We start from the raw sequence: 18711 nt of genomic DNA on the forward strand, positions 1-18711 counted from the left end.
GAGAATAGGATGAAAAATAAAGAACCTTTGATTCTGGTTGTTGTTGTTGCTTTTACTCTCCTAACATACTGGTTAGTTGAGCCATATGCGCACTCAGTCATGCACAAACATGTAGAGAGCCAAAACTTTGCCTATGCAGACTTAGCGCCTGTTACAAAAACAGGTGACGCTGCAAACGGTAAAGCATTAGTAATGGGTGCTGGAGCTTGTACGGGCTGTCACGCTATCACAAAAGATGGTGTTGCTGCTGGAATGGACGCTGTATCGGCTGCACAAAGCTACGGTGTAAATCCGCCGGATTTAAGCAATGCCGGTGCCGTTTATGATGCTAAATTCTTAGCAGAACTAATTAAAAACCCTGCTCATGCGCTAAAGGTTGAGCATAAATTTGATGCGGCTAAAGGTCAAATGCACCCAATGGTTCCTTTCTTTGGAGCAGGCGGAGATATGGAGCAAGAAGTTGCAGATATGGTTGCATACCTGCAGTCAATAGCTGTAAAAGCTGACGAGCTTACTCCTAAAATGGCGTTTGAAGAGGCTTGCGGAAGATGTCACTCGATGAAGTATGAGAACTGGACACAGCTTGGAACTAAGCCTGAGTTTAAGTTTGAAAAAGAGTCTTTGGCATACGATATTCAAGTACTAGAGTATCAAGAAGCACTTGCTAAATACATGGGTAAATTGCCTCCTGATTTAAGTATGTATTTCCGTTCTCGTAATGAGCACTTCCTAAGTACTTTTATTGAGAATCCTCAAAGCCAGTTAGCTGGTACTGCAATGCCAAGAACAGGTGTTACTGCTGATGCTGCTCATAAAGTAATTGAACATATGGCTGATGCAGGCGACACAAAAAGAGCTGAGAGAGAATCAGTTGGTAAAATGGTAATGATTTATATTGTTATTTTTGCTATCTTCGCTCTTCTGTGGAAAAAACAGGTGTGGAGAGATTTACACTAACATTCCAATACAATCTGCCTCTTTTGAGGCAGGTTTCTCTATCCTCAATTATTCTAAATTCATTAAAATAGATTCATCTATATTTCAAGCTAAGCTCAAACAACTCGACAAACAGCAGATTTGTATATACAATTGGATATCCATAAGTATATAGATGATGTTTAAATGGTAAGCATAAAAAGTATGCTAATTGAAAGAGATATATTAAGAATAGGCTATTACTTTTTAACAGCCACAACTAGAGTTGAGCATATTAAATCGTGTAAACCCTTTTTATCTTTTCTGTAAAATGGAAGAAAAAGCCCAAAAAGCGTTGTTGCAGTAAATAAAAATGCAAAAAATCTAAGATAGGCTCTAAAAAAGCCAATAAGCTCACCACTTTTATCATCTACAACTTTAATCTCATAAGCTTTTTTCCCAGGGGTTTGTCCAAACTTACTTAAAAGTATTGCATAAATAAGCCCATAAAGCATTACGCCAGCAAGAGGAGCTGCTTGAGAGGATTGAAAATCATCTTTGCCGCTCATAAGAACATAGGCGATGACGTAAAGTATCGGAGCATATATCATAAAGATATCAGTTATAAAAGCTTTTACTCTTGGAGCATAGTTTGCATAGATATACTTTGGACGAACTTTCGCTTCAAAGTGTTTGGTGTTTTTTTTTATGTTTCTAAATCTCATGGCGCCATTATAACAGATTTAAAAAATATTTTAAAATCTCTAAAATATAAAATATTGCTTAATTTATACAATTAATAACAAAAAGTAAACAAATAAGAGATAAAAATGGTGATTTAAACTAAATTTAAAAATTGCGGATGTAGAATATGTCGAGTCCTAATAAATTGCATAACTAGAAGTGATATATCACTTGTTGGATGTGATCAAAAGGCAAAAAGGGAGAATAAAATGAGAAAAATGGTAAAAATGTCATTGGCTGCGGTCATGATGATGGGGGTAGGTTCAGTTTCTGTACAAGCTGAGGGGACAGATATCTTAAGCAACATTAAGACAAAAGGGGAAATTAGAGCTCGTTACGAGATGGTAGAACAGGATGCAAAGGATAATGCAAACGCATTTACTAACCGTTTGACTGTCGGTGTAGGCGCTGATCTGTTCGGTACAGACTGGCTCAAAGCATATGCTGAGATGACTGATGTACGTGCACTAAATGAAAACTATAATAGTACAACAAACGGGCAAACAACACATGCAGTAGTTGCAGATCCTGAGCAGACTCGCCTCACACAGGCGTATGTAGATATTAAGCTTGGTAAACCGACTTTGAGAGTTGGTCGTCAAATGATCAATCTTGACAATCAAAGATTTGTAGGTGCGGTAGGCTGGAGACAGATGTTTCAGACTTTCGATGCTTATACATTGACTTGTAATAGTATTGAGAATTTAAGCGTATTTGCTTCTTATGTAACTCAAGTCAACAGAGTTTTTGATCAAGAGACAACTTCTGGTCAAAGAGACACTAGAACCCTGCTTTTAAATGCTTCATATAAGGTTATGCCTGAACTAAAAGCTACGGCATATGCTTATATGATTGGAGAAGGTACTGCTGGCGGAAGTCATGATACTTACGGTTTGGCACTTACCGGTGATGTAGCTGTTTCTGATGGCGTTAAACTGAACTACCGTGCAGAGTACGCAACACAGACAGATCCGTCTTTAGAAAATTCTGGTTATAACGGGGCAGAAGTAAAAGCTGATGCTGATTACATGAACTTTGAGCTTGGCGCAAATGTAAATGGTTTCTTGGTTGGTGCTAGATACGAAGTGCTTAGCGGCAAAGATGGTTCAGCTGACAGCACACCGTTCCAAACTCCTTTAGCAACGCTACATGGACAAAATGGATGGGCTGATATGTTCTTGACTACACTAGCTGGCGGTATTGAAGACATAAGTGCTTATGTTGGATATGCTTCAAAAGATTTCGGTAAATTACAAGTAATTTATCATAATTTCCAAGCTGATGAAGCACAAGCTGGTGAAGACGATAGTTATGGCACAGAGATTGATGCTGTTTATAGCAGAGCAATCCCAGGTGTTAACAACCTTAGCGGTATGGTAAAATATGCTTCATTTGATGCTAAAAAAGGTACTAGTGCGTATCAAATTGATGTAGATAAGTTTTGGTTAATGCTAACTTACAAATTTGCTAGCAAATAGTTTCTAGCTCTCAAGCCGCTCTTTGTGGCTTGAAGCCTTCTTTATCATATAGACTCAAAAATATTTAACCTGCTTTTTACCTCCAAAAGATATAATACAACTAAACTTATATATATTATTAGAATTCCAATCTTAATTGGAGTGTCAGGAAAAGCAATTATGCTCATAGACAGATACCATAGAGTAGTCGATTATCTTCGCATCTCGGTGACTGAGCGCTGCAACTTCAGATGTCAGTACTGCATGCCCGAAAAGCCATTCTCGTGGGTGCCAAAAGAGAATCTTTTAACATTTGAGGAGCTCTATTTATTTGTAAAGGTGGCGATTGACGAGGGGATAAAAAAGATTCGCATAACAGGCGGAGAGCCGCTTCTGCGCGAAGACCTTGATAAATTTATAAAGATGATTTATGATTATGCTCCGCAAATCGACCTTGCTATGACTACAAACGCTTATCTGCTAAAATCTACCGCACAAAAGCTTAAAGATGCAGGACTTAAACGTCTAAATGTAAGCATTGACACCTTAAAGCCGGAAGCAGCGCAAAAGATTGCAGGCAAAGATGTTTTGGCAAATGTTTTAGAGGGTGTCGAGGAAGCAAGAGCGGTCGGACTAAAAGTAAAAGTAAATATGGTTCCTATGAAAAATATGAACGTTGACGAGATAATAGATGTTTTAGAGTACTGCAAAGAGCGTGACATGTCGATAAGATTTATAGAGTACATGGAGAACAGTTTTGCCTCAAAAGAGATAAGCGGACTAAAATCAGATGAACTGCTCTCAATACTGAGAGAGCACTACGAATTTATTGACGAGGGGTATGACGGAGCTTCGCCGTCAAGATACTATAAAATGAGAGACGGTTACAGATTTGGAATTATCGAGCCTTACGGGGATGACTTTTGTAAGCAGTGCAATCGTATCCGTCTAACCGCTGAAGGACAGCTTATTCCATGTCTCTACTTTGATGAGGCGCTAAGTATAGGCAGGGCCATAAAAGAGGGCGATATTGCAGGTGCTGCTGAAGTGCTTAGAGAAGTCGTTAAAAATAAACCTGAAAAAAACCGCTGGGGCGGAGAAGATAGCGAAGTTTCATCCCGCGCTTTTTATGAAACGGGCGGTTGATGGTATATTTGGTAGAACATTTTTACTCTATTCAGGGTGAGGGGCGTTACGCCGGCACGCCGTCACTATTTTTTCGCTTTGGTGGTTGCAACATGAAGTGCGAGGGTTTTGGCTGCCTTGAGAGTGCGCCAAATGGCACAAAAGTATTGGGATGCGATACGGTATATGCGGTAAACAGAGAGCACTTTTTGCAAAACTGGATACCGATAAAAAGTGCACAAGAACTTCTTAATGTTTTAAATCTTTATGACCTGCCCCTTGGTGTTGATATGGTTCTTACCGGCGGAGAACCTCTTATATATGCTTCGGAGCCTGTTTTTATAGAGTTTTTAGAGGCACTACACGCTGATGGACATAGGATTACTTTTGAGACAAACGGCTCTTTATGCGTAGATTTTGAGCGCTACCCTATATATAAAGAGTGCATTTTTGCCCTCTCGGTAAAGCTCTCAAACTCAAACGAGCCTTTTAGCAAGAGAGTAAAGGGTGAGATAATAAGCTCAATAGCACTAAATGCAAAAGAGGCTTTTTTTAAGTTCTCAATAGATGCTGATTCCATAACGGCAGGGCTTGAAGATGAGATTTTAGAGATAATCTCATATGCGCCAAAAACCAAGGTTTACTGTATGCCTCTTGGCGGGACAAAGGAGGAAATAGAGGCAAATACTGAGCCGCTTATAGAGTTTTGCAAAGCAAAAGGGTACAATTTCAGTGACAGACTCCATATACGAATATGGGATCAAAACAGAGGTGTCTGATGGTAATAAGAAAACTTTTTAAATTTGAAAATGCACATGTTGTAAGAGGATGCTCAACTGTGCGATGCAGAAGTTCTCTGCACGGACACTCTTATAAAGTAGAGCTTCTTTTTGAGTCCAATTTTTTGGATAACGGTCAGATGGTCTATGATTTTGGGTTAATGAAGCAGAATATGAAAGCTCTTATTGACAGCTTTGACCATGCTATTGCTATCTGGAGCGGTGATGAGAAAGAGTATATAGATGATATGAAAAAACACTCATCAAGATGGGTGCTTCTTCCACTTTCTCCCTCTGCAGAGCAGTTTTCACGTATATTTTTTGTCCTTATTGACAAGCTTCTATCTCTGACTACAACCATAAACGGAGAAAAAGAGGTAAAACTTCACAGTATAATAGTTCATGAGACGGATACAGGGTATGCACAAGCTTTTAAAGAGGATGCATACTCCAGTAATATGGGAGTTATAAATCTTAATGAGATAATCTTCAGCGATGAGATAAAAAAGAGCTGGATTGACAGTGATTTGTTTGAGAAGATGAAAAGAGGAGAGAAGTTTTTAAACCCCAGAAGTGTTTAAAAGCTCTTTTTGCTCTGTTGAGTTAAAACTAAATCTTGTTGCTATTATCTTAATGCTGCTCCCTTTTTTTAGCACCTCGCAACCCTCATCGACTATAATGTAGGAGTTTGATACAGCCAGCGGCGATATCATTCCGGGAGAAAATTTTGAGTGTGGTGCGAATGAAATGCCGTCAAAAAATCCTGGGATTAGCGCTCTTCTGCCACCTTTTATAACATACTCACTTGCCATTTTCGTCTCTATCGGCGCTATATACTTTGCCTCATTTCCGCTAAGAGAGAGAATGATACTTTGGGCAAAAAGTTCAAAGTTAAGTGCTGCGGCAAGCGGATTTCCCGGAAGATTTAGAACTAAAGTATCTTTTATGCGCCCAAACGTCGTAGGTTTTCCAGGTTTAATCTCCACATGGTCAAAAAATATCTCACAGCCAAAAGCTCCAAACGCCTCTTTTGTAAAGTCTGCATCGCCGACACTTACTCCGCCGGATGTTATTATCAAATCACTCTCGAGAGCGCTTTTTATATGCTTTTGTATGTCCTCAAGCGAATCTCCGGAAGTTCCGATAAAATCGACCTCGCAGCCAAGCTCTTTAGCTCTGGCATAAAAAGTAGGGCTGTTTGTATTGTATAGCTGATACGCACTTACGCTCTCAAAGTGCATCTTTAGCTCATCTCCTGAGGCAAAGATAGCAACACGAGGTTTTTTATAAACCTTAATATGGCTTCTTCCCTGTGAAGCTAGAAGAGTAATCTTGTGAGCGTCGAGTCTTTGTCCTTTTTTTAGCAATGCTGAGCCGCTTTTAATGTCCTCTCCGCAAAGGCGGATATGTTTGGATAGTTTTAAATCTTGTGGAAGTTTTACCCACCCATGGCGTGCCGTAACATCTTCAATGGGGACGATGCACTCGCACCCTTTTGGCACTCTTGCTCCGGTCATTATTTTTATAGCAAATCCATTTTTTAACTCTTCGTTTGAGTCGTCTCCCGCAAAAATAGTATGCTTAACTCTTACCTCTTTGCCCACATCTTTCATCTTTACTGCATATCCGTCCATGGCAGAGTTGTCAAAGGGCGGCAGATTATGAGTTGCTACGATATCCTCTGCTATAACATACCCCAAAGCTTCCTCGAGAGGCACTATTTTAAGTGATTTTGGTGCAGCATTTCCGTAGATGTATTTGAGTGCTTCTTCTACCGTAACAGACATATTTCTTCTTTTGTTAAATTTATAGTAATATTCCACCATGAATGAAATGTATGATATGAGTATTATAACACACAGCTGGGGTGTTATGTTGGTTTTGGGCGTGATATTTGTAAATATTTTTATGCTTTTTTGGATAAAAAATTTGGCAAAATACACAAGGGCTGTTACGCTGTTTAACCCAATCGGGGCGAGCGCGATAGGCATGGTTATATTTACGGGCGTAATTATGATGGCGGCAAAGCATCTTGATTTTACCATAGAGAATATCGCCATGATAATCTTTGCGATAATATTTATCTATTTGGAAGTCAAACGTTCTTTGGGAGTGAAAAAACTAAATAAAAAAGAGCAGGGCGCATTTGAGAGCTATAAATCTTACGCGCTAAAAATCTTTTTTTTAGAGATTTTAGTCACACTTAGTATCTCTTTTTGGATGTGGTTTTGATATATATATTCGATGATGAAGCAGGCTCGCAAACTTTACATGCAAGAGGTGATTTACACAAATATCTTATAAAAGTACGCCGCCATCGCAAGGGCGATGAACTGAGTTTTAGAGCAAGAAAAAATATAGAAATTCTGCATAGGTATAGAGTTGATGTCGTTGAGCCAAGAAGCGCTAAACTCTCTTTGATATCCTCTAAGCCAGAGGAGGTAAAGAGTGAAAAAAATCTACATGTAGGTTGGTGTATTGTAGATGCAAACTCCATAGAGAAGGTGCTTCCGTCACTTTGCGAAGTCGGCGTGAAAAAGATATCTTTTATCTCTTGTGAGCGAAGCCAGAAAAATTTTAAACTCGATTTTAAGAGATTTGAGAGAATCATGGAAGCTTCAATGCAACAGTGCGGAAGAAGCAGCTACATCGAATTTGATACATGTAAAAATATAAAAGAGTTTATAGAGAGAAATCCAGAGAGCAAAGTGTTTGATTTTTGCGATGAAACTTTGAGCGATTATGGAAGCGTAGAGACTATTTTAGTCGGCTGTGAGGGCGGTTTCTCTCCAAAAGAGAGGGAGTTGCTCTCTTCTTTAGAGAGATTTAGACTGGGTACGCCGATGGTGCTGCGTTCAGAGAGTGCCGTGCTTGCCATAGCTAGTAAAATACTGCTTTAACTAAATTTTGCCTCGAACTTGAACAAAATTCTCTATTGTGAAGTAGTCTCTTTAAGATAATTTTTGGTAAAATTCGTTTCGTAAAAAATCCGCCCCCATACGGATTTAAAAAATATATAGATATTCGCACACTACCGAGTATCAAAAGGCAAAAAAATGAGAAAAGATATCCACCCAAAATTAGTAGCTTGTACAGTAACATGTTCATGCGGAAACAGCTTTGTAACAGAGAGCGAAAAAGATGAGATGAGAATCGACATCTGTAATGAGTGCCATCCGTTCTTCACAGGTTCTGAGAGAATGGTAGATACTGCAGGAAGAATTGACAAATTCAACAAACGTTACGCTAAAAAATAGGCAAGAGACTTTTTGCTTACTCTTGTCCCGACTCCAATTGGGAACATAGGCGACATATCGCTAAGAGCTATTGAAGCTCTTAGCGAAGCCGATACGCTTCTTTGTGAAGACACCCGCGTTACAAAAAAACTTATCCAGATACTTAAAGAGCGTTACAATTCAGCTTTTAAGCCAGAACAAAATTTCATCCCACTTCATTCTCATAATGAAAAAGAGTTTATCCAAAATCTAACTCCTGCATTTTTCGAACAAAATATTATCTATGTAAGCGATGCCGGAATGCCTGGAATCAGCGACCCTGGACAAGCGCTTGTTAGATATGCTCAGGATAATGGCATTAAGTATGACGTCTTACCGGGGGCAAATGCGCTTCTTACCGCGTTTGTGGCAAGCGGATTTGTTGAGACAAAGATGCTTTTTTGGGGATTTTTGCCACATAAAGGCAAAGATAGGGCAGCTTCGCTACAAGGAGCTCTTGGGAGCGGATATACGACTATTTTGTATGAATCTCCGCACAGACTTGATAAGCTTTTAGATGAACTCATACATGAAGAGCCATCACGCAAAATATTTTTGGCAAAAGAGCTTACCAAACGCTACCAAAACTACTATTTTGGAACTGCCGATGAGATTAAGAAGAAAATAGATGCCAATATTAGGGGCGAGTGGGTTGTGGTTATTAGCGCATCCGAGGCGCAAAACAGCTCTGCGATAAGCCAAAATGATATCTTAGAGCTTGACTTGCCAAAAAAAACTCAGGCAAAGCTTATCTCCAAAATAACAGGCGAAAATACAAAAGCCTGTTATGAGAGACTGCTAAAGCTCTAGATATACTACTTTTTAATTTTTTAGGATAAAATGCTCAAATGTTAATTTATGCAAAACAACCAATCAATTATATTATTAAAAATTATCCGCAAAAGATAAGGACTCTCTATCTTGCAAAAGAGATGGATAAAAAAGAGTACTCTCATCTTATGAAAATGGGTTTTGAGATAAAAAGAATCCCCTCGGATGCAGCAGGAAAAATGTGCAAAAATGCCTCTCATCAGGGGATTTTGGCAGAAGTTGAAGAGTACAGCCTCAGTGATTATAAAACATTTTTAAATTATGAGTTTGTTCTTGTGCTCTCAGGTCTGACGGATGTAGGAAATATCGGCGCTATTATTAGAACCGCCTATGCGTTTGGAGTTGATGGAGTTATTGCCTGCGGAGTCAAATCTCTTCCTCTTGAAGCTATCACAAGAACAAGTACCGGCGCTCTTTTTGATATGCCTTTTGCTATAGAGACAAATATCCACGATGTAATGAACGACTTTAAGATGTCTGGATTTACGACATACGGCGCTGACATGGGCGGAAAAGATATACGCGAAGTAAAGGTGAAACAAAAAAGAGCTCTGTTTTTAGGCAGCGAGGGTGAGGGACTTACTCCGAGAGTCAGCTCAAAACTCGATGAAATAGTAAGTATAAAAATGTCACACGAGTTTGATTCTTTAAATGTCGGCGCAGCAGGAGCAATTTTGATGGATAGGATGAGAATATGAGTATTGGTTTTGATAAGTTAAAAAGTATCGGCGCTCAAAAAATTCACGAGGTAACTCATATAGCAAGAGCACATGTGAAATCGATACTAGAAGAAAATTTTGAAGAGATGAACAGTGTTCAGCTCACAGGATTTATATCTATACTTGAGAGAGAGTATTCGGTTGATTTGGGCAACTTAAGAGAGAAAGCTAAAGAGCATTTTGCAAATAATGCTTCATCTATAAAAAAAGAGAAATCTGCCAATGTTTTTCTTGCGCACAAAAAAAAGAAAAAATTGACAACCATCTATATGATTTTGGGCGTTGCTCTGATTGTTCTATTTTTCATTTTTACGGCAACCCCATCGCAAGATGAGGCTTCAAAGGTTGATGATATCGCTATAGAGAGTGCAAAGAGTGCACTTCCTATGCTTGATGTTGAACAAAACGAGAGAGTTGAAAATGAGAATACTACTTTAATGCAAGAAGGACTAACGCCTTCAGAGGCTACAGTGCCGGACACTTCGGCTAAATCTCTCTCTTTTAAAATTATGCCAAATACAAAAGTGTGGCTTGGCTACATCGATGTAGCAGAACAGAAAAGATATCAGACGACATTCTCAGACGAACTCTCGCTTGACCCGACAAAAGAGTGGCTGCTTGCTTTTGGTCATGGAGATATAATGATTGAGGTTAACGGAGTGACTACAAAATTTGCAACCCCAAGAAATATAAGATTTTCATATAAAAACTCGGAGCTGAAAGAGATAAGTTTTGAAGAGTTTAAGAGTTTAAACAACGGTAATATATGGTAAAAGCACTCCTTCTCTCTATCTTTTTTGCATCTTTTTTAAATGCCCAGGATTTGGTAATTGAAAAAATCAGAACTCTTATAAATCCAAAGACATTTGCCAAAGACAGAGCCTACATAGATGTTATCTTCTCTCCAAGAAAAGATTTTTACACAAAAGAGGGAAGAGTTGATGCCATAAAGGTTATCAAAACGCTTAAAGACAACGGTATTTTAAATCTTTTTTTTAAAAAACCCCGTGACATAGATATAAGTTTTAAGACTAAGGGAGAACCTCTCTTTTTTATAAAAATCATGGGGGATTCTCTTCAAAATATAGGTTATTACAGATATGTGACAAAAGAGTCAAACTTTAATGGCGATGAGTTTGTGTGGAAAATAAATCTTACCTCAGAGTATGCCGCAGACCCGATAATACTCGCACAGGAGCTTGAAAAGAGTAATTGTGAGATTGTAGATGTTACAAGAGAAAACGAAACGGATTGGACCTATGTCATAGATATGAAAAATGCCAAGCTAAGCGTCAGCGAATTAGAGGGCGGAGTGGAATTTAGGCTTAAGAGGTCTTTGTACGCTTACTGGCTTGACGTCTCAAAAGTGCAGACACTCAAGATACTCAGTTCTGCTAGAAACGACTGGTACCCATATATTGCGTTCTACGATAAAACTCTAAAACTTCTAAGAGTTATGAAGATAGATACAAAAAAATCAAATATATTTCTTGATATGAAAGAAGATACCCACTATATTAAAATTTCTGACATATATACGTTAAAAAATATTAAAGATGATTTGGTTTTAAAACCGACAGCCAAAAAAAAATTAAGCACGCCATAAACTAAATTATCAAAAATTTTCGATAGAATATCGTTAACTATTTGAGTAGGAAAATTTATGTTTGATGAGATACAGTTTGATAGAATGAAACGGTTGCCGAAGTACGTTTTTACTGAGGTGAATGAGCTTAAAATGGCTGAACGCAGAGTCGGTGTTGACGTTATTGATTTTTCTATGGGAAATCCTGATGGAGATACTCCTGAACATATCAGACAAAAGCTTATCGAATCTGCACAAAAGACAAAAACGCACGGATACTCAGTCTCAAAAGGCATCCCAAAGCTTCTTTTGGCAATCTCGGACTGGTACAAAAGAAGATACGGGTGTGACTTAGACCCAGAAACAGAGTGCGTCGCTACGATGGGGTCAAAAGAGGGTTATGCGCATTTGACTTATGCTGTAATAAATCCTGGTGACGTTGCTATCGTTCCTGACCCTACTTATCCTATTCATGAGTACTCTTTTATTTTAGCAGGCGGAAACGTTGCGAAATTTGGAATTGAGTTTGATGAAGATTACAAACTAAATGAAGATAAATTTTTTGAAGATTTGGATAGAGTTTTTAAAGAGAGTTCACCAAAGCCAAAATTTGTTTTGGTTAACTTCCCACACAATCCTACAACAGCAACTGTAACACAGGATTTTTATGTCCGCCTTGTTGCTATGGCAAAAGAGAAGAGATTTTATGTTATCAGCGATATAGCTTACGGTGATATCACTTTTGACGGCTATGTGACGCCCTCGATTATGAGTGTTCCCGGTGCAAAAGATGTTGCCGTTGAGAGCTTTACTCTCTCTAAAAGCTACAATATGGCAGGCTGGCGTGTAGGTTTCTTTGTTGGAAACAAAAAGCTCATCGGAGCGCTTCAAAAGATAAAGTCTTGGTTGGATTACGGTATGTTTACGCCTATTCAAGTTGCAGCTACAATCGCTCTTAACGGTGACCAGCAGTGCGTAAAAGATATAACTGAAAAATATAACCACCGCCAAGAGGTTCTGCTTGACGCATTCGACAGAGCGGGATGGCACATCAAAAAGAATCAGGCAAGTATGTTCGTTTGGGCAAAAATTCCTGACTACTGTCTGCACTTAGGTTCGTTAGAGTTCTCAAAAAGACTTCTTAAAGATGCAGGCGTTGCAGTTGCTCCGGGAATCGGTTTTGGTGTATATGGCGATGAATATGTTCGTATAGCTCTTATTGAAAACGATAACCGTATCCGTCAAGCAGCGCGTAATATAAAAGAGTTTTTAAAACAATTTCAAGATGAAAATAAAATAATATGATAAAAGTAGGAATAATCGGCGTAGGCACCGTTGGAACGAGTGTTATAAATATCTTAAGAGAGAACGCCGATGTTATCTCAGCGCGCGCGGGTGTTGATATAGTAGTAAAAAGCGGTGTCGTTAAAAATCTGAAAAAAGATAGAAGTTCTTTAGGGATTAAAATAACGGACAACGTTGATGATATACTAGACGATAAAGAGATAGATATTGTGGTAGAGCTGATGGGAGGCGTTGAAGAGCCGTTTGAGGTTGTTAAAAAAGCTCTTAGAAACTCTAAGGCAGTTGTTACCGCCAATAAAGCGCTCTTGGCATATCACCGTTATGAACTTCAGGAGATTGCGCAAGATATCGCTTTTGAGTATGAAGCAAGTGTCGCCGGCGGTATTCCTATCATAAATGCTCTTCGTGATGGACTCTCGGCAAATCATATAGAGTCTATCAAGGGAATTATGAACGGCACATGTAACTACATGTTAACTAAGATGACAAACGAGGGTATCGCGTATGAGGATATTCTTAAAGAGGCTCAGGAGCTTGGCTATGCAGAGGCTGATCCTACTTTTGACGTCGGCGGATATGACGCTGCTCATAAGCTCCTTATCCTTGCAAGCATCGCTTATGGAATTGATGCAAAACCGGAAGATATTTTAATAGAGGGGATAGAAAACATCTCCAAAGACGATATCGCTTTCGCAAAAGAGTTTGGGTATGTTATCAAACTTCTGGGAATTGCTAAAAAAGATAAAACCGAGGTTGAACTGAGAGTTCATGCAAGTTTAATCAATAAAAATGAGATGATAGCAAAGATTGACGGTGTTATGAACGGTATCAGCGTAGTCGGCGATAAAGTCGGCGAAACTCTCTACTACGGAGCAGGTGCCGGCGGAGATGCTACGGCTAGTGCAGTAGTTGCAAACATCATAGATATTGCAAGAAGCGGAAAAAGCAAACCGATGCTTGGTTTTGACAGACCGATGGAGGGAAAACTTACCCTTAAGGCTGCCAGAAACATAGAGTCAAAGTACTATCTTCGCATCAATGTCTCAGACAAGATAGGCGTTTTAGCAAAAATTACCAAGATATTTGAAGAGAACAACATATCCATTGAGGCAATTCTTCAAAGACAATCCCTCAACGACAGCGCAAACCTTCTAATCTCTACGCATAAGGCTTACGAGCATGACATACAAAATCTTATCTCATCTATCGAGAAGCTTGAGTTTGTAAACCTCAAACCTGTAATGATTAGGATAGTTTAAGGGTTCTTCTCTTTTTACAGTTTGAGGATAATTACATCTTTTTTTGAGTTTTCCAAGATATCAAGCGCATAAAAGCTTATATTTCCCGTCGTATGAACTGCTACAAGGTCAAAACTGATATCTTGAACCTCGCTCTCAAACAGTTTTGGATTTAGTGAACTTTTACGAGCCGTTGCAGAGATATTTATCTCTTTTGGCAGCTCCAAAGAGTTTAAAAAAGCGTCTAGTTTTTGTTTGGACTCCTCTATAAGATGGAGTTGATAATCGTGAAGGTCGGCAGAATCAAATCCATAATTGTTTAATCTGTTTTCAAAAGGGATTAGATAAAAGTTTAAGAGTTTAATGTTTGAATCCGGAAACAGATTTACCATTTTTTTTATTGCCTCTTTGGACTCTGCTGAAAAATCGCTAAGCATCAAAATATTTTTGTATTTTAGTTCATGCTCACTTTTTACGACTATAACGGGAATACCGGATGAGCGTATAATATCTTTTGTGTGTGACCCCATATAGGCATCACCCAAAAAGAAAGTCTCCCCGCTTTTTCCCATAATAATCAAATCGCTGTTTAAAATCTGCGCCGTCTTTGCTACATCGTTTTTTATCTTTCCGCCTAAACAGTGGAAATTTTCATCGTTTATATCAGGAAATTTTTCATTAAGTTTTTTCAGACTATGTTCTCTGATGTAGGAGAGATCTTTTTTTGGTGAAAAAAATGAGTTCTCGACAACATGAACAACATCAACGATGCCATCTCGTTTTTTTGTAAAATCTATAGCTTTTTGCAAGACTACAAGACTATCATCTGAGAAATCTATTGCGACTAATGTTTTGAATTTTTTCATAACTTCTCTCCATCTTTTTGCATTAGAGACATTTTATCTTTTTATTGTAAAAAAATATGTTAGAATTTATCAAAATCAAAGGAGCGCATCTATGAAATTTGTTGCTTTAGTAGTTATAACATCTGCGCAATATGAGGATAGGCTAAAAGATGTCGCCAAAGAAGCAGGAGCGAACGGCGGAACAATTTTACAAGGAAGAGGAAGCAGTTTGGGAGAAAAAAAGAGTTTTTTTGCCCTGACTTTTGAGGGGAATCAATCCGTGATAATTTATATATTAGAAGAAAAACTCTCAAGGGCAGTATTAAAGTCTATAAACGCGGAGGTAGAAAAAACTCAGGCTGAGTGCATGGCTTTTACTGTTGCGATTTCACATATTGTAGGCTTGGACAGGGAGTTGATTAAAAAGTTTGAAGAGTCGATTAAACAAGAAGATAATCTTTAAGGAGCCAAAATGGCTCCCTCTTGCCGCAAGACAAAGCTTTAGTGACTGAGTATAATTTGGACTTTGTTCAAATTATATGAGATTTAATAATAGGAGAGATGGATGATAGTAGAGAATGTAATGAAAAAAAGCGTAACGACAATTATGCCATATGCAACGCTAAAAGAGGCGCTTGCGCTTATGAAAGAGAAGAAGTTGAAATCACTGGTAGTCGATAAAAACTCTCTAAGTGATGCTTATGGGATAATTACAAATACGCAGATATTAAAGGCGATATTGGCGGAAGATGGCGATATAGAGCTATTGAATGTTTATGATGTCTACAATAAACCGGCCTTTAGTGTCTCTTCAAAAATAGATGTAAAGTATGCCGCAAAAACGATGATAGAACATAATATCAAAAGAGTTGTAGTGACAGATAATAATGAGTTAAAAGGGGTGCTCTCTATTACAGATTTGACTGATTATCTGATGAGTTTGGTAGATTAATGCCCGAATTGATAAAAGAGTTCAAAAAAACTTTTATAGAATCATTTTTAAATCTTATTCCGATTCTGCTTATTGTTGCAGGATTTCAGATCTTTGTTTTTCAGAGCGTTCCGGATGGTTTGGATTCCATAATTTTTGGCTTTTTTATAGTTACTATTGGGGTGACATTTTTTTTAATGGGGCTTGAGATTGGAGTGTTTCCTCTTGGAAATAGTCTTTCTAGCGAATTTTTGGAGAAAAAATCGCTATTTTGGTTTGCACTCTTTGGTTTTGCTTTAGGTTTTAGCGCCTCTGTCGCCGAACCTGCAATTATTGCCGTTGCTTCTCAGGCGGAGACTATCACTAATGGCGCTCTTAACGCTTGGACGCTTAGGCTTATAATTGCGACAAGTGTCGGTGCAATCACCGCTTTTGGCATTATCAGAACTATCTACGGTTGGTCGATTTCAAAGATTATAATCATTGGTTATGTCATAGTTCTGCTTATTACATACTTTACTCCTCGCGAGATTGTGGGACTTGCCTATGATTCAGGCGGCGTTGCAACAAATGTTGCGACAGTTCCTCTTATTGTTGCGCTGGGTATAGGAGTAGCTTCGGCAATTAAAGAGAGAAGTGTTGTAAGGGATGGTTTTGGGTTTGTGGCGCTTGCAGCCATTACGCCGATGATTAGCATCCAGCTTTACGGAATATTTGCCCTTGATGATGGCTTCTCATCGCAAATCCAGTATATTGCAAATGAAGTAGAGGATAAGGCTCATTATATCGGCGGTTTTAGCATAGCAAAGGTTCTTTTCGACCTATTTGACACTTTTACAAATATTTTGCCAATCATCGCCACTATTGTTCTTTTTCAATATTTTGTTATCAAAAAGCCGTTGCCAAATATTGGCAGAGTGGTATTTGGGTTTGTATTTTTGGTTTTAGGTCTTTACGGATTTATCGTGGGAATTAAACTCGGACTTTTTCCAATAGGAGAATCAATCGCGAAAAATTTGGTCATTATGAACAATGTGTTTTTTATATATCTGTTTGCATTTTTAATAGGTTTTGGCACAACCATGGCTGAACCTGCTTTGGTGGCAGTCATAAAGCAGGCTGACAAAATGTCGGAAAAGCAGATGAATGTTAAAATTATCAGGCTGTTGGTTGCTCTTGGTGTCGGTATTGGAATTCTAACCGGTTCATACAAGATGGTGAACGGTCATGATATCTGGCTATTTATTACAATTTTGTACATGTTAGTAATTGTGCTCGCTTTTTTTGCTCCTAAAGAGATCGTAGCTTTTGCGTTTGATTTGGGAGGTGTTACAACTTCCGAGATTACCGTGCCTATAGTTACGGCATTCGGGCTCTATTTGGCAATGAATATTGAGGGGAGAGACCCTCTTATGGACGGCTTTGGGCTTATTGCGTTTGCTTCCGTTTTTCCGATGATAACAGTTTTGGGGTACAGCATTTTGGTTAAAAAGTTTCAAAAAAGGCAAGAGAGTTGAAAATCCTAATAACTGGAGCCAGCAGCGGCATAGGCGAAGCTCTTGCAAAACTATATGCTACCCAAGATAACGAACTATATCTGCTTGCCAGAAGGCAAGAGAGACTTCAAAAACTCCAAAAAGAGCTCTCTTCGCTTACAAAAAAAGTAGATATTATAGTCTGCGACGTAACCGATTTTGAGACTTTACAGCAGAAGATGAGAGAGCTTCAAGATGTAGATATGGTTATCTTAAATGCCGGAATCTCGCTCGGACACTCACTAGAAATCACTCCGTTTGCGGAGTTCAAAAGACTTTATGATGTAAATGTTCTCTCAAACCATGCCATACTTGAAATACTTCTTCCTAGGTTTTTAGAAAAAAAGAGCGGTAGAATCGTCTTTATCTCCTCTTTGGCATCTCTCTTCTCAATGCCCAGCTCAAAGGTATACAGCTCATCCAAAAGAGCTCTCAATGCCTATGCTGAGGGGCTAAGATATAAATATGGACCGCACGGCATAAAAGTTATAAATATCCTTCCAGGTTTTATCAAAAGTGAACTGACGGATAAAAATGAGTTTTATATGCCCTTTTTGCTAGACACCATAAGCGGTGCTAGAGCCATCAAAAAAGCGATAGACAGAGATAGAAAATTCTATGCGTTTCCTACAAGGTTCTACTTTTTGATTAGCTTCTTTAAAACACTTCCGCCGTTTTTAAAACAAAAAGTTATTAAAACCCTCTTTCATTAATATTAAATAGATAAAATTTTGCATAGAAATAAAATGTGAAAGTTATATATGGAAAATACTCAAACAATAGATAGCGTCTGCACTTATTGCGGCGTGGGGTGCGATATAGCGGCACATGTAAAAGAGAACAAGATTCAGAAGATTTTTGCACACAAAGATGGCGTCGTCTCACAGGGAAAACTCTGTATAAAAGGGAAGTACGGATTTGATTTTCTTGACTCAAAAGAGCGACTTAGAACTCCAAGAATAAAGAAGAGTTTTTTGGAGAAAAATCCTCTTATAAAAGAGGCTGTAGCATCATCTCTAAGAGAGTTTGACAACGTCTGGCACGAGAGTGATTTGGACGGCGCTACTACTGCGGCTGCCATGAAACTTAAAGAGATTCAGGCTAAATATGGGCGTAAAAGCATAGCTTCTATCGGAGGGGCTAGAACCTCATGCGAGAGTGCTTATCTCTTCCAAAAATTTACACGCCACACGCTAAACTCCCCGCATGTTGACAACTGCGCGAGAGTCTGCCACTCTCCAAGCCTAAAAGGGATGCGTACCACCATCGGTGAGGGCGCCGCAACCAATCCATACAATGACATCTATAACTGCGAGTTTATGATAATTTTCGGTTCAAATACGACTGAAGCACATCCAATCATCGCTAACCGCATAGTAGATATGGCAAGCAAGCATGACAACATGGCAGTTTTTGACGTCAGAGAT

At 38.7% G+C, this 18711-nt stretch carries 22 protein-coding genes; 19 read left to right on the forward strand and 3 right to left on the reverse strand.

The features are described 5' to 3' along the window. Positions 1-9 precede the first annotated feature (9 nt). A complete protein-coding gene (locus K0A91_RS05545) occupies positions 10-957 on the forward strand; it encodes a c-type cytochrome (protein WP_295008802.1) in 948 nt (315 codons plus the stop codon). Between the two features lie 218 nt (positions 958-1175). Here the strand turns inward: K0A91_RS05545 and K0A91_RS05550 are convergent, their stop codons facing one another. Then, on the reverse strand, positions 1176-1640 hold the full coding sequence (locus tag K0A91_RS05550) for an RDD family protein (RefSeq protein WP_295008804.1): 465 nt from the start codon (positions 1638-1640) through the stop codon (positions 1176-1178). A gap of 228 nt (positions 1641-1868) precedes the next feature. Between K0A91_RS05550 and K0A91_RS05555 the strand changes: the two genes are divergently transcribed. From K0A91_RS05555 to K0A91_RS05570, 4 genes are all read left to right on the forward strand, one after another. Next, the gene (locus K0A91_RS05555; RefSeq protein WP_295008806.1) at positions 1869-3137 is read left to right on the forward strand and encodes an alginate export family protein; all 1269 of its coding nucleotides are present in this window, start codon (positions 1869-1871) and stop codon (positions 3135-3137) included. Positions 3138-3296: 159 nt separating this feature from the next. Continuing rightward, a complete protein-coding gene (gene moaA / locus K0A91_RS05560) occupies positions 3297-4262 on the forward strand; it encodes a GTP 3',8-cyclase MoaA (protein WP_295008808.1) in 966 nt (321 codons plus the stop codon). Continuing rightward, positions 4262-5020 (forward strand): 7-carboxy-7-deazaguanine synthase QueE, encoded by a 759-nt coding sequence (locus K0A91_RS05565; protein ID WP_295008810.1) that lies wholly within the window; start codon positions 4262-4264, stop codon positions 5018-5020. The genes moaA and K0A91_RS05565 overlap by 1 nt, the downstream gene beginning before the upstream one ends. Beyond that, positions 5020-5601: a 6-carboxytetrahydropterin synthase gene (locus K0A91_RS05570; RefSeq protein ID WP_295008812.1), complete on the forward strand. Its 582-nt coding sequence runs from the start codon at positions 5020-5022 to the stop codon at positions 5599-5601. Before K0A91_RS05565 ends, K0A91_RS05570 begins: the two co-directional genes overlap by 1 nt. Here the strand turns inward: K0A91_RS05570 and glp are convergent. Continuing rightward, complete coding sequence (gene glp / locus K0A91_RS05575; protein WP_295008832.1) at positions 5581-6807, reverse strand: gephyrin-like molybdotransferase Glp; 1227 nt, start codon at positions 6805-6807, stop codon at positions 5581-5583. The genes K0A91_RS05570 and glp overlap by 21 nt on opposite strands. A gap of 37 nt (positions 6808-6844) precedes the next feature. Here glp and K0A91_RS05580 point away from each other — a divergent pair, with 37 nt between their 5' ends. The 9 genes from K0A91_RS05580 to K0A91_RS05620 all read left to right on the forward strand — a co-directional run bounded on the left by K0A91_RS05580 (position 6845) and on the right by K0A91_RS05620 (position 13994). Beyond that, entirely contained in the window at positions 6845-7252 is a 408-nt protein-coding gene (locus K0A91_RS05580) for a hypothetical protein (protein WP_295008833.1), read from the forward strand. Then, positions 7243-7920, forward strand: coding sequence for a 16S rRNA (uracil(1498)-N(3))-methyltransferase (locus K0A91_RS05585; RefSeq protein ID WP_295008863.1), 678 nt, complete (start codon positions 7243-7245; stop codon positions 7918-7920). The genes K0A91_RS05580 and K0A91_RS05585 overlap by 10 nt, the downstream gene beginning before the upstream one ends. Positions 7921-8076: 156 nt before the next feature. Then, positions 8077-8277, forward strand: a complete 201-nt coding sequence (gene rpmE, locus K0A91_RS05590) for a 50S ribosomal protein L31 (RefSeq protein WP_295008835.1) — start codon at positions 8077-8079, stop codon at positions 8275-8277. Between the two features lie 12 nt (positions 8278-8289). Further along, entirely contained in the window at positions 8290-9105 is an 816-nt protein-coding gene (gene rsmI / locus K0A91_RS05595; protein ID WP_295008837.1) for a 16S rRNA (cytidine(1402)-2'-O)-methyltransferase, read from the forward strand. A gap of 38 nt (positions 9106-9143) precedes the next feature. Continuing rightward, positions 9144-9824 carry a 23S rRNA (guanosine(2251)-2'-O)-methyltransferase RlmB gene (gene rlmB / locus K0A91_RS05600; RefSeq protein ID WP_295008839.1) on the forward strand — a complete coding sequence of 227 codons (681 nt, stop codon included), beginning with the start codon at positions 9144-9146 and terminating at the stop codon, positions 9822-9824. Beyond that, on the forward strand, positions 9821-10618 hold the full coding sequence (locus tag K0A91_RS05605) for a hypothetical protein (protein WP_295008841.1): 798 nt from the start codon (positions 9821-9823) through the stop codon (positions 10616-10618). Before rlmB ends, K0A91_RS05605 begins: the two co-directional genes overlap by 4 nt. Then, positions 10612-11451, forward strand: coding sequence for a hypothetical protein (locus K0A91_RS05610; RefSeq protein WP_295008843.1), 840 nt, complete (start codon positions 10612-10614; stop codon positions 11449-11451). The genes K0A91_RS05605 and K0A91_RS05610 overlap by 7 nt, the downstream gene beginning before the upstream one ends. Before the next feature lie 57 nt (positions 11452-11508). Then, positions 11509-12735 (forward strand): LL-diaminopimelate aminotransferase, encoded by a 1227-nt coding sequence (locus K0A91_RS05615; protein ID WP_295008845.1) that lies wholly within the window; start codon positions 11509-11511, stop codon positions 12733-12735. Further along, on the forward strand, positions 12732-13994 hold the full coding sequence (locus tag K0A91_RS05620) for a homoserine dehydrogenase (protein ID WP_295008847.1): 1263 nt from the start codon (positions 12732-12734) through the stop codon (positions 13992-13994). Before K0A91_RS05615 ends, K0A91_RS05620 begins: the two co-directional genes overlap by 4 nt. A 14-nt stretch (positions 13995-14008) precedes the next feature. Here the strand turns inward: K0A91_RS05620 and K0A91_RS05625 are convergent, their stop codons facing one another. After that, positions 14009-14839, reverse strand: a complete 831-nt coding sequence (locus K0A91_RS05625) for a universal stress protein (protein WP_295008849.1) — start codon at positions 14837-14839, stop codon at positions 14009-14011. Between the two features lie 91 nt (positions 14840-14930). Here K0A91_RS05625 and K0A91_RS05630 point away from each other — a divergent pair, with 91 nt between their 5' ends. The 5 genes from K0A91_RS05630 to K0A91_RS05650 all read left to right on the forward strand — a co-directional run. Then, a complete protein-coding gene (locus tag K0A91_RS05630) occupies positions 14931-15281 on the forward strand; it encodes a hypothetical protein (protein WP_295008851.1) in 351 nt (116 codons plus the stop codon). A 102-nt stretch (positions 15282-15383) separates the two neighbouring features. Beyond that, complete coding sequence (locus K0A91_RS05635; RefSeq protein ID WP_295008853.1) at positions 15384-15770, forward strand: CBS domain-containing protein; 387 nt, start codon at positions 15384-15386, stop codon at positions 15768-15770. Beyond that, positions 15770-17266 (forward strand): DUF1538 domain-containing protein, encoded by a 1497-nt coding sequence (locus tag K0A91_RS05640; RefSeq protein ID WP_295008855.1) that lies wholly within the window; start codon positions 15770-15772, stop codon positions 17264-17266. The genes K0A91_RS05635 and K0A91_RS05640 overlap by 1 nt, the downstream gene beginning before the upstream one ends. After that, positions 17263-17997: an SDR family NAD(P)-dependent oxidoreductase gene (locus tag K0A91_RS05645; protein ID WP_295008857.1), complete on the forward strand. Its 735-nt coding sequence runs from the start codon at positions 17263-17265 to the stop codon at positions 17995-17997. Before K0A91_RS05640 ends, K0A91_RS05645 begins: the two co-directional genes overlap by 4 nt. Positions 17998-18045: 48 nt before the next feature. Continuing rightward, a partial coding sequence (locus K0A91_RS05650; RefSeq protein ID WP_295008859.1) for a molybdopterin-dependent oxidoreductase occupies positions 18046-18711 on the forward strand: 666 nt, incomplete at its 3' end.

It is taken from the genome of Sulfurimonas sp. (genome assembly GCF_019429335.1).
Taxonomy (GTDB): Bacteria; Campylobacterota; Campylobacteria; order Campylobacterales; family Sulfurimonadaceae; genus Sulfurimonas.

Bases quoted from the DNA above. Each gene is read 5' to 3' on its own strand.
- K0A91_RS05545 (WP_295008802.1), top strand. From the start codon at position 10: ATGAAAAATAAAGAACCTTTGATTCTGGTTGTTGTTGTTGCTTTTACT.
- K0A91_RS05550 (WP_295008804.1), bottom strand. From the start codon at position 1,640: ATGAGATTTAGAAACATAAAAAAAAACACCAAACACTTTGAAGCGAAA.
- K0A91_RS05555 (WP_295008806.1), top strand. From the start codon at position 1,869: ATGAGAAAAATGGTAAAAATGTCATTGGCTGCGGTCATGATGATGGGG.
- moaA (WP_295008808.1), top strand. From the start codon at position 3,297: ATGCTCATAGACAGATACCATAGAGTAGTCGATTATCTTCGCATCTCG.
- K0A91_RS05565 (WP_295008810.1), top strand. From the start codon at position 4,262: ATGGTATATTTGGTAGAACATTTTTACTCTATTCAGGGTGAGGGGCGT.
- K0A91_RS05570 (WP_295008812.1), top strand. From the start codon at position 5,020: ATGGTAATAAGAAAACTTTTTAAATTTGAAAATGCACATGTTGTAAGA.
- glp (WP_295008832.1), bottom strand. From the start codon at position 6,807: ATGTCTGTTACGGTAGAAGAAGCACTCAAATACATCTACGGAAATGCT.
- K0A91_RS05580 (WP_295008833.1), top strand. From the start codon at position 6,845: ATGAATGAAATGTATGATATGAGTATTATAACACACAGCTGGGGTGTT.
- rpmE (WP_295008835.1), top strand. From the start codon at position 8,077: ATGAGAAAAGATATCCACCCAAAATTAGTAGCTTGTACAGTAACATGT.
- rlmB (WP_295008839.1), top strand. From the start codon at position 9,144: ATGTTAATTTATGCAAAACAACCAATCAATTATATTATTAAAAATTAT.
- K0A91_RS05605 (WP_295008841.1), top strand. From the start codon at position 9,821: ATGAGTATTGGTTTTGATAAGTTAAAAAGTATCGGCGCTCAAAAAATT.
- K0A91_RS05610 (WP_295008843.1), top strand. From the start codon at position 10,612: ATGGTAAAAGCACTCCTTCTCTCTATCTTTTTTGCATCTTTTTTAAAT.
- K0A91_RS05615 (WP_295008845.1), top strand. From the start codon at position 11,509: ATGTTTGATGAGATACAGTTTGATAGAATGAAACGGTTGCCGAAGTAC.
- K0A91_RS05620 (WP_295008847.1), top strand. From the start codon at position 12,732: ATGATAAAAGTAGGAATAATCGGCGTAGGCACCGTTGGAACGAGTGTT.
- K0A91_RS05625 (WP_295008849.1), bottom strand. From the start codon at position 14,839: ATGAAAAAATTCAAAACATTAGTCGCAATAGATTTCTCAGATGATAGT.
- K0A91_RS05630 (WP_295008851.1), top strand. From the start codon at position 14,931: ATGAAATTTGTTGCTTTAGTAGTTATAACATCTGCGCAATATGAGGAT.
- K0A91_RS05635 (WP_295008853.1), top strand. From the start codon at position 15,384: ATGATAGTAGAGAATGTAATGAAAAAAAGCGTAACGACAATTATGCCA.
- K0A91_RS05640 (WP_295008855.1), top strand. From the start codon at position 15,770: ATGCCCGAATTGATAAAAGAGTTCAAAAAAACTTTTATAGAATCATTT.